The 8,795-nt window shown below is 70.7% G+C and carries 9 protein-coding genes; 7 read left to right on the forward strand and 2 right to left on the reverse strand.

What is annotated here, in order from left to right; all coding sequences use genetic code 11:
* Positions 1-136 precede the first annotated feature (136 nt).
* Both DK459_RS24430 and DK459_RS24435 read left to right on the forward strand, forming a co-directional pair.
* Positions 137-1,699, forward strand: coding sequence for a DUF1800 family protein (locus DK459_RS24430; protein WP_054442884.1), 1,563 nt, complete (start codon positions 137-139; stop codon positions 1,697-1,699).
* Positions 1,696-3,096 carry a DUF1501 domain-containing protein gene (locus DK459_RS24435; protein WP_054442883.1) on the forward strand — a complete coding sequence of 467 codons (1,401 nt, stop codon included), beginning with the start codon at positions 1,696-1,698 and terminating at the stop codon, positions 3,094-3,096. The genes DK459_RS24430 and DK459_RS24435 overlap by 4 nt, the downstream gene beginning before the upstream one ends.
* On the opposite strand, the gene DK459_RS24440 is transcribed toward DK459_RS24435, so the two are convergent.
* Together DK459_RS24440 and DK459_RS24445 are read right to left on the reverse strand one after the other, a co-directional pair.
* Entirely contained in the window at positions 3,053-4,021 is a 969-nt protein-coding gene (locus DK459_RS24440) for a tripartite tricarboxylate transporter substrate binding protein (RefSeq protein WP_006384415.1), read from the reverse strand. The two genes, DK459_RS24435 and DK459_RS24440, sit on opposite strands and share 44 nt — an antisense overlap.
* 138 nt (positions 4,022-4,159) lie before the next feature.
* On the reverse strand, positions 4,160-5,299 hold the full coding sequence (locus DK459_RS24445; RefSeq protein ID WP_054442989.1) for a 4-oxalomesaconate tautomerase: 1,140 nt from the start codon (positions 5,297-5,299) through the stop codon (positions 4,160-4,162).
* 61 nt (positions 5,300-5,360) lie between these two features.
* Between DK459_RS24445 and DK459_RS24450 the strand changes: the two genes are divergently transcribed.
* From DK459_RS24450 to DK459_RS24470, 5 genes are all read left to right on the forward strand, one after another.
* Positions 5,361-6,287, forward strand: coding sequence for a LysR family transcriptional regulator (locus tag DK459_RS24450; protein ID WP_024070208.1), 927 nt, complete (start codon positions 5,361-5,363; stop codon positions 6,285-6,287).
* A gap of 9 nt (positions 6,288-6,296) precedes the next feature.
* A complete protein-coding gene (locus DK459_RS24455) occupies positions 6,297-6,761 on the forward strand; it encodes a GNAT family N-acetyltransferase (protein WP_006384419.1) in 465 nt (154 codons plus the stop codon).
* Between the two features lie 149 nt (positions 6,762-6,910).
* Positions 6,911-7,279, forward strand: a complete 369-nt coding sequence (locus tag DK459_RS24460) for a hypothetical protein (RefSeq protein WP_054442881.1) — start codon at positions 6,911-6,913, stop codon at positions 7,277-7,279.
* A 31-nt stretch (positions 7,280-7,310) separates the two neighbouring features.
* Entirely contained in the window at positions 7,311-7,823 is a 513-nt protein-coding gene (locus tag DK459_RS24465) for an RNA polymerase sigma factor (RefSeq protein ID WP_006384421.1), read from the forward strand.
* A gap of 1 nt (position 7,824) precedes the next feature.
* A complete protein-coding gene (locus tag DK459_RS24470; protein WP_006384422.1) occupies positions 7,825-8,640 on the forward strand; it encodes an anti-sigma factor in 816 nt (271 codons plus the stop codon).
* Positions 8,641-8,795: the final 155 nt, after the last annotated feature.

Genomic DNA, 8,795 nt, shown 5'->3' on the forward strand with positions numbered 1-8,795 from the left:
GGCCCCCGCGCGGGCCGGCGCGCCGCGCTTGCGCGCCTCGTGCAAAAGGATTAGTCCCTCGTCCGAATGGCGGTCTTGAAGCCCCCCTGGCGCTTCGCTACCGTAGGCTTTCGCATTCGACCCCGGGGCTGCCTGCATGTCCGCGTCGCCGTCCGGAGCGGCGCCGCCCGCTTCCACTGAAACCCGCCCGCCCACGCCTGGCCAGGCCTCGCGCTTCCTGGCCCAGGCCACCTTCGGCCCGACGCCGGCGCAGATCGACGCGGTGGTGCGCGACGGCTACGCCGCCTGGCTCGACGCGCAACTGGCGCTGCCGCCGTCGCAGAGCCATTTCGACTGGCTGCTGCAGCAAGGCAAGGACACCGAGGCCTACAAGGGCAACGGTATCAACGCGCCGCTCGAATCGACGCTGTGGCGCAAGTTCATCAGCGCCGAGGACCAGGTGCGCACCCGCGTGGCGTTCGCGCTGTCGGAGATCTTCGTGGTCGGGGTGGCGTCGATCACCGCCAACTGGCCGCTGTTCGGCGCCGCCGGCTTCATGGACCTGCTGGCCGAGCATGCCTTTGGCAGCTACCAGGATCTGCTCACCGCCGTCACCCGCAATCTGTCGATGGGCTGCATGCTGACCTATCGCGGCAACCGCAAGGAAGACCCGCGCACCGGCCGCCATCCCGACGAGAACTATGCGCGCGAAGTGATGCAGCTGTTCAGCATCGGCCTGGTCGAACTGAACCGCGACGGCACGCCCCGGCTGGTCAAGGGCGCGCCCGTGGAGACCTACGACAACGCCGACGTGCAGGGCCTGGCCAAGGTCTTCACCGGCTGGGACCTGGACGGGCCGGAGACCGACGTGCAGTTCCATCGCCGGCCGATGGCGCTCAACCCGGCGCTGCATTCGCTGGCCGAAAAGCGCTTCCTGGGCGCTGTCATCCCGCCCGGCACCGATGGACACCTGTCGCTCGAGCGCGCGATGGAAGTGATCAGCGCGCATCCCAACGTCGGGCCGTTCATCGGCACGCAGCTGATCCAGCGGCTGGTCACCAGCAATCCGAGTCCGGCCTATGTCGGGCGCGTGGCGGCCGTGTTCGACGACGACGGCCACGGCGCGCGCGGCAACCTCAAGGCGGTGGTGCGCGCCATCCTGCTGGACGACGAGGCGCGCCACCCCGATCTGGCCGCGCCCGGCTGGGGCAAGGTGCGCGAACCCATCCTGCGCTTTTCCGGCTGGGCTCGGGCGTTCGGCGCCACCTCCACCAACGGCGCCTGGGCCATGCCCGACACCACCGACAACACCATCCGGCTGGCGCAGAGCCCGATGCGCTCGGCCAGCGTGTTCAACTTCTTCCGGCCGCGCTATGCCCCTCCCGTCACCGAGCTGGCGCGGCGCGGCCTGGTGGCGCCGGAACTGCAGATCACCGATGAAACCAGCATCGCAGGCTACCTGAACTTCGTGGCCATCTACGTCGATCGCGGCTGGGAAGACCTGCAGACCCCTTACACCGCCGAGATCGCCCTGGCCGCCGACGCCGACGCGCTGGTGGCGCGCATCGTGCTGCTGCTGGCGGGCGACGCCTTCAGCGCGGCGACGGCGCAGGCCATCGCGCAGGCGGTTGACACGCTGCCGCGCGAGCGGCCGCGCGACCGCGTGCGCGCCGCCATCACGCTGGTGGCGGCCAGCCCCGAATACCTGGTGCAGAAATGAAGGCCGACCGCCGCGAATTCCTGCTGCGCGCCTGCGCCCTGGGCGCGAGCCACGCGGCGGCGCCGCTGGCGCTGAACCTGGCGGCGCTGGGCGCGGCGGCCGCGCAATCCGCGCCGCCCGGCGACTACAAGGCGCTGGTGTGCGTGTTTTTGTACGGCGGCAACGATCCGTTCAACACGCTGGTGCCGTTCGACGCGCCCGCCTACCGCGCCTATGCCGCGGCCCGCAGCGACATCGCGCTGCCGCGTGACGCCCTCCAATCCACGGCGCTGCGCGACAAGGCATCCACCGCCGATGGCGCGCAATTCGCGCTGGCCCCGTCCCTGGCGCCGCTGGCGCCGCTGTTCGCGCGCGGCGAGATGGCGGCGGTGCTTAACGTCGGCCCGCTGGTGGTGCCCACCAGCAAGGCGGACTACATCGGCGCGCGGGTGCCGCTGCCGCCCAAGCTGTTTTCGCACAACGACCAGCAGTCGTACTGGCAGGCGCTGGCGCCGGAAGGCGCCTCGTCCGGCTGGGCCGGACGCCTGACGGACCTGTACGCCGGCATCAACGCGCGGCGCAGCTTCACCGGCATCACCGCCGGCGGCAACACCGTGCTGCTGGCCGGCCGCCACGTCGCGGGCTACCGGGTCGGCGTGAACGGCTCGACCCGCATCGAACTGCTGACGCGCGACCTGTACGGCTCCAGCGCCTGCACCGCGTTGCTGCGCCAGCTGATCACACAGCCGCGCGAGCACCTGATGGAACGCGAAATGTCGCGCATCGCGGCGCAGTCCATCGACGCCGATGCACGGCTGCGAGCGGCGCTGTCGGGCGTGGCGGTGCCGGGCGACTTCGCCTCGCCGCTGGCGCAGCAGTTGAAGATCGTGGCGCGCATCATCGCCGCGCGCCAGGCGCTGGGCGCGCGCCGCCAGGTGTTCTTCGTGTCGCAGAACGGCTACGACAACCACACCGGCCTGAACGACACCCACCCCGCCCTGCTCAAGGAACTGGGCCAGGCGCTGGCCGTGTTCCAGCAGGCATTGGCGGAGCTGGGCGTGGCGCGCCAGGTCACCACCTTCACCGCTTCGGAATTCGGCCGCACGCTGGGATCGAACGGCAACGGTTCGGACCATGGCTGGGGCGCGCACCATTTCGTGCTGGGCGGCGCCGTCAACGGCGGCCGCTACTACGGCACGCATCCGCAAATCGCGCCCGATGGCCCGGGTTTCGTCGACAACGGCCGGCTGCTGCCGACGCTGGCGGTGGAGCAGTTGGGCGCGGCGCTGGGCGGCTGGTTCGGCGCCAGCGCCGACGACCTGCGGCTGGTGTTTCCGAACCTGCGCCACTTCGACGCCGCGCCTTTGGCGCTGTTTACAGCGCCGCGTGAATCGTCGATGCCAGCCGCTTCCACTTGACGGCCTCTTCGCGCACGAACGCGGCGAGCTCCGCCGGCGTGCTGGTGCGCACCTCGGCGCCCTGGTCGTCGATCTTGGCGGCCACGGCCGGATCGTTGAGCGCGCCATTGAGCGCGGTGTTCAACTTGGCAACCACCTGCGGATCGGCGTTGGCCGGCGCAAACACCGCGTACCACTGCGCCACGTCCACGCCCTGCACGCCCAGTTCGGCCAGGGTCGGCATGTCGGGCAGCACCTTGGCGCGGCGCGCGCCGGCCACGCCCAGCGCGCGGATCTTGCCCGACTTCAGGTGCGGATAGGCGCTGAACAGGCTGGGAAACATGACCTGGGTGACGCCGGCCAGCGTGTCCGTCATGGCGGGGGCCGAGCCCTTGTAGGGAATCTCCAGCATGGCCGCGCCGGTGGCGCGGTTGAACAGCTCGCCCGCCACCGCCGGCGCCGTGCCCGGGCCGGCGGAGGCGTAGCTCAGGCCGTCGGGATGGGCCTGGCCGTACTTGAGCAGGCCCGGCACGTCCTGCACGCCGATGCTGCTGGACACCACCATCAGCGTGGGCGAGTCGGCCACCATGCCGATCGCGGTGAAGTCGCGCACCGGATCGTAGTTGAGCTTCTGCAGCGCCGGATTGATGCCGTGCGTGCCGATGTAGCCAAGCATCAGCGTGTAGCCGTCGGCCGGCTGGCGCGCCACGTAGTCGGCGGCGATGGCGCCCTGCGCGCCGGGCTTGTTGACCACGATGACGGTCTGGCCCAGCAGTTCGCCCATCTTCTGCCCGATCACGCGGGCCAGGGTGTCATTGCCGCCGCCGGCGGCGGTGGGCACCACCATGGTGATGGCGCGTTCGGGGAATTCGGCCTGAGCGGCCGGGCTGCCCAGGACCAGGCAAAGCGCGGCGGCGCACAGGGTGCTGCGGGAGGGAAAAGCCATGTCATGTCTCCTGATGGTTCTATGGGCGGTCTCTGCGGACCGCTGTGTCTCGGGTCGGAGGCGGCTCGGGCCGCCACCTTCATGTTTCGGTGCCGGCGGCCGAGGGCGGCTTCCGGGTACGGCATTCTTGATCGCAGCCTATGCCGCCATGGCGGCAGGCGCCGACTCCGATCGGCTGGCGCGTTCCTCGCGCGCCGGCACATAGCGCCCCGGCACGTACAGCAGGCCCTTCATGATCTTGCGCGCGGTGCGTACCAGGCCGGCGGCCCGCACCTCGCCGCTGGCGGCGTCCAGCCTGACGTCAATGTCCATGCCGCCCGACGGGTGCTCGATGCGCACGCCACGGTAGCCCGGGCGCGGCGCCGGCCCGCCACAGTCGTGCGCCACGGTGCCCGCCATCAGGAAGGCGGCGGCCACGCCCACCGCGCCGGTGGCGGCATGGGCGCGATGGCAGGCGTGCGGCGTGAAGTAGCGCGAACGCAGCGACAGCGCGGCGGGATCGCTGCCGGGCGCCAGCAGCACCGGCTTGGGAATGACGCTGTTCGAGACGTCCCCCAGTCCCATGCGGCTGCCGGCCTCGCGGCGGATGCGCTCCAGGCGCGCCAGCAGGGCAGGGTTGGCGTCCAGTTCGGCCGGCGACTCGTCGCCGCGCAGGCCGAAGTCGGCGGCGCGCAGCAGCACCATCGGCATGGCGGCGTCGATCAGCGTGGCGGCCACGCCGTCAACCACTTCCTGCCGCAGGCCGGTCGGGAACAGGCGGCCGGTGACCGCCCCCCATGCATCCAGGAAATTCAACCGCACCGGCGCGGCAGCGCCAGGCACGCCGTCGATGCGCGCCTCGCCTTCATAGGTCAGGCGGCCGCCCGGCGTCTGCACCACCGCCTCGATCACGGCGCCGGTGTTGACGTTGTGCACCCGCACCGAGGTTTCGCCGTCGGCCGCGGCGATCAGGCCCTCGTCGATGGCGAAGGGCGCTGCGCCCGACAGCATGTTGCCGCAGTTGGGACGGGTGTCGACGCTGGCGCGGTCCACCGAGACCTGCGCGAACAGATAGTCGATATCGCAGTCGGGCCGGGTCGAGCGCGACACGATCGCGACCTTGCTGGTCAGCGAGTTGCCGCCGCCCAGGCCATCGACCTGCAGCGCGTGGGGCGAACCCATGGCCTGCAACAGCAGCCGGTCACGCTCGGCGGGATCGGCCGGCAGCCAGTCGCCAAGAAAAAAGGGGCCGCGGGAGGTGCCGCCGCGCATCAGTACGCAAGGGATGATCGTTTCCATGCGGTGCATTCTGCGACGGCGCGGCTATTATTTGAATTGCAACTTACGGATGGATTAATGCATGGCACGCATCAATTTCGATTTACAGGAATTGCAGGCCTTCGTGGCCGTGGCCGAACGCGCCAGTTTCCGCGCCGCCGCCGAAGACCTGAACCTGTCGCAGCCGGCGCTGAGCCGGCGCATCGACAAGCTGGAGGACCTGCTGGGCGCGCGCCTGCTGGAACGCACCACGCGCCGCGTGGCGCTGACGCACGTCGGCCGCATCTTCCTGGAACGGGCGCGCGGCGCCATCGACGAACTGGAACGCGCGGTGCTCAGCATCGGCGACCTGGCGGCGCAGCGCGGCGGGCTGGTGACGGTGGCTTGCGTGCCGTCGGTGGCCTACTACTTCCTGCCCGCCATCATCCACGACTACGCCGCGCGCTTTCCGCGCATCCGCGTGCGCATCATCGACGAGACCGCCCACACCGTGCTCAACAGCGTGGTGACCGGCCGCGCCGACTTCGGCATCAGTTTTTTCGGCACCCAGGAGCCGGACGTGGATTTCAAGGCGGTGCTGCGCGAGGACTTCGTGCTGGCGGTGCGGCGCGACCATCCGCTGGCCGCGCGCCGCAGCGTGTCGTGGGAGGAGCTGTCGCAGGAACGCTTCATGACCGTGGCCAAGGAAAGCGGCAACCGCCTGCTGATCGACGACGCGCTGGCCAAGAGCGGCAAGCGCACCGTCAGCGCCTTCGAGGTCAGCCACGTCATGACGCTGCTGGGGCTGGTGGAAGCCGGGCTGGGCGTGGCGGCCGTGCCGCAGCTGGCGATGCCGCCGGCCGGCCACGCCACGCTGGCGGGCGTCAAGCTGGAGCATCCGCGCGTCACCCGCAGCCTGGGTTTGATCTCGCGCAGGGGCCGCCCCCTGGCGCCGGCGGCGCAACAGCTCTATAACCTTATCCACCAGGCCGGCAAAAGCGCCAAGCGTGGTCCCCCCAAGCAACCCTGAAGCCGCACCATGAGCCCCCATTCCCTGGCGTTGCAAGCCGCCACCGAAGACGACCTGCCGTTCCTGCTGGCGCTGCGCAAGGCAACCATGACCGAACACCTGGCGCGCGTTGACGCGCCGCGGGACGATGCGCATCACCTGGCGCGCATCCGCTATCACTTCGACGACGCCCAGATCGTCTGGCTGCACGGCCGCCCGGCGGGCCTGTTCAAGACCTTCCGCGATCCGGCCGGCTGGCGCGTGGTGCAGATCCAGATCGACCCGGCCTTCCAGGGCCAGGGACTGGGCCGGCGCCTGCTGGCCGGCCTGCTGCGGCAGGCGGACGACGAAGGCGCCCCGGTCACCCTGTCCGTCCTGAAGGGCAACCCCGCCCGCCGGCTCTACGAGTCGCTGGGCTTCACCCCTGTCGAGGAGACCGCCCTGGAAATAGAAATGCGCTACGAACCCGCCCCGCCCGCCGGCGGCCACGCCTGACGGCGGCCGTCGCGAAGGGCCCGCGCGAGGCTCGGTTGGATCTTCATCCCCAGCCCTCCCGATTTTTTTTTCCGGTGGCGGAATATTCCCGTTCCGCCCCGCGTCTGTAGAGGGCAGTCCCCCAAACTCTTCCATCTACGAGGCACGACATGCGCACTCAACTCGCCGCAACCCTGGCCCTCTCCTGCGCCGCCCTGTTCTCGGCCGGCGCCCATGCCCAGGCCGTCAAGACCCAGGACGGCATCCTGGTCAACAGCGCCGGCATGACCCTCTACACCTTCGACAAGGATGCCGGCGGCAAGAGCGCCTGCAACGACCAGTGCGCCAAGATCTGGCCGCCCGTCACCGCCGCCGCCGACGCCAAGGCCTCGGGCGACCTGAGCATCATCACCCGCGACGACGGCTCCAAGCAGTGGGCCTACAAGGGCAAGCCGGTCTACCTGTATGCCAAGGACACCAAGCCGGGCGACAAGACCGGCGACAACTTCAAGGACGTCTGGCACGTCATCAAGCCCTGATCCGGCCTGAGCCGTCCCTCCACGCCCGACCATGCGCGCCGACGACGAAGCCGCGATCCTGGCCTGCATCCCCAGCCTGCGGCGCTACGCCCGCGGGCTGACGGGCGACCCGCACCGGGCCGACGACCTGGTGCAGGACACGCTCGAACGGGCCTGGAGCCGCTACTCGCGCTGGCAGCGCCGCGGCGAGCTGCGGGCCTGGATGTTCGGCATCATGCATAACCATTTCATCGACGGCGTGCGCGCCAGCCACCGGCAGGCCGAACAGGCCGGCGCGGGCGACCTGCCCGACGTGCCGGTGCGCGCCACGCAGACCGACCACCTGGAGGTGCGCGACCTGGACCGCTGCCTGCAAGGCCTGCCGGCCGAGCAGCGCGAAGTATTGCTGCTGGTGTGCGTGGAAGACCTGTCGTACCAGGAAACCGCGCAGGTGCTGGGCGTGCCGATCGGCACGGTCATGTCGCGCCTGTCGCGCGCCCGCGAACGCCTGGGCGCCCTGATGCAGGGCCAGGAACCCGCCAGCCGGCTCCATCGCGTGAAATGACATGAACGACAAACGCCTCCACGCCATTCCCACCGCCGGCAACCCCATCACCGAAGCCGACCTGCACGCCTACGCCGACGGCCAGTTGCCGCCCGGCCGCCACGCCGAGGTCGACGCCTTCCTAGCGGCCCATCCGCAGGACCTGGCGCGCGTGCACGCCTGGCAGGCCCAGCGCCGCGCCCTGCACGCCCTGCTGGACCCGGTGCTGGATGAACCCCTGCCCCTGCGCCTGCCGCTCTCGCCCCCCGCGCGCCGCCTGCCCTGGCGCGCCGTCGCTGCCTGTGCCGCCATCGCCGTCATCAGCGCCAGCAGCGCCTGGATGGCGCGCGGCGCCATGGACGCCCGCCACCAGCAAACCGTATTGGCCACCGCCACACCCGACCGCGCCGCCGGCGGCTACGCCCAGCGCGCTGCCATCGCCCACGCCGTCTACGCCCCCGACATGGGCCGCCCCGTCGAAGTCAGCGGCGACAACGAAAAGGCCCTGGTCACCTGGCTCACCAAGCGCCTCGGCGCCCCCGTGCGCGCCCCGTCCCTTACCCATGCCGGCTACGACCTCGTCGGCGGCCGCCTCCTGCCCGGCGGCAGCGGCCCCGTCGCCCTCTTCATGTACGGCGCCCCCAACGGCCAACGCCTGACCCTCTACGTCACCCGCGAAGCCGCCGGCGGCCAGACCGCCTTCCAATTCACCCAGGAAGGCCCCGTCCGCGTCTTCTACTGGGTCGAAGGCCAATTCGGCTACGCCCTCTCCGGCGCCATCAGCCGCGACGAACTGCAACGCGTCTCCGAAGAAGTCTACAAACAACTGCAAGGCTGAGCCGGGCGCGGGCGCGCCCGGCGAGCGCCGATCTGCCCGCAGGTTTCAACAAAGCCCCTGGTCGGACACTCTCGTTCGAGAATCAGTTGCCCTCCCACAAGCGCGCCGCAAAGAGCGCCCCCCATCGCCGCCACCGCGCGCAGCGACCACACCCC

The sequence above is a fragment of the Achromobacter sp. RW408 genome (genome assembly GCF_003184165.1).
Taxonomy (GTDB): domain Bacteria; phylum Pseudomonadota; class Gammaproteobacteria; order Burkholderiales; family Burkholderiaceae_B; genus Achromobacter; species Achromobacter xylosoxidans.

Coding starts and splice junctions, on each gene's coding strand:
- DK459_RS24430 (WP_054442884.1), top strand. CDS start 137: ATGTCCGCGTCGCCGTCCGGAGCGGCGCCGCCCGCTTCCACTGAAACC.
- DK459_RS24435 (WP_054442883.1), top strand. CDS start 1,696: ATGAAGGCCGACCGCCGCGAATTCCTGCTGCGCGCCTGCGCCCTGGGC.
- DK459_RS24440 (WP_006384415.1), bottom strand. CDS start 4,021: ATGGCTTTTCCCTCCCGCAGCACCCTGTGCGCCGCCGCGCTTTGCCTG.
- DK459_RS24445 (WP_054442989.1), bottom strand. CDS start 5,299: ATGGAAACGATCATCCCTTGCGTACTGATGCGCGGCGGCACCTCCCGC.
- DK459_RS24450 (WP_024070208.1), top strand. CDS start 5,361: ATGGCACGCATCAATTTCGATTTACAGGAATTGCAGGCCTTCGTGGCC.
- DK459_RS24455 (WP_006384419.1), top strand. CDS start 6,297: ATGAGCCCCCATTCCCTGGCGTTGCAAGCCGCCACCGAAGACGACCTG.
- DK459_RS24460 (WP_054442881.1), top strand. CDS start 6,911: ATGCGCACTCAACTCGCCGCAACCCTGGCCCTCTCCTGCGCCGCCCTG.
- DK459_RS24465 (WP_006384421.1), top strand. CDS start 7,311: ATGCGCGCCGACGACGAAGCCGCGATCCTGGCCTGCATCCCCAGCCTG.
- DK459_RS24470 (WP_006384422.1), top strand. CDS start 7,825: ATGAACGACAAACGCCTCCACGCCATTCCCACCGCCGGCAACCCCATC.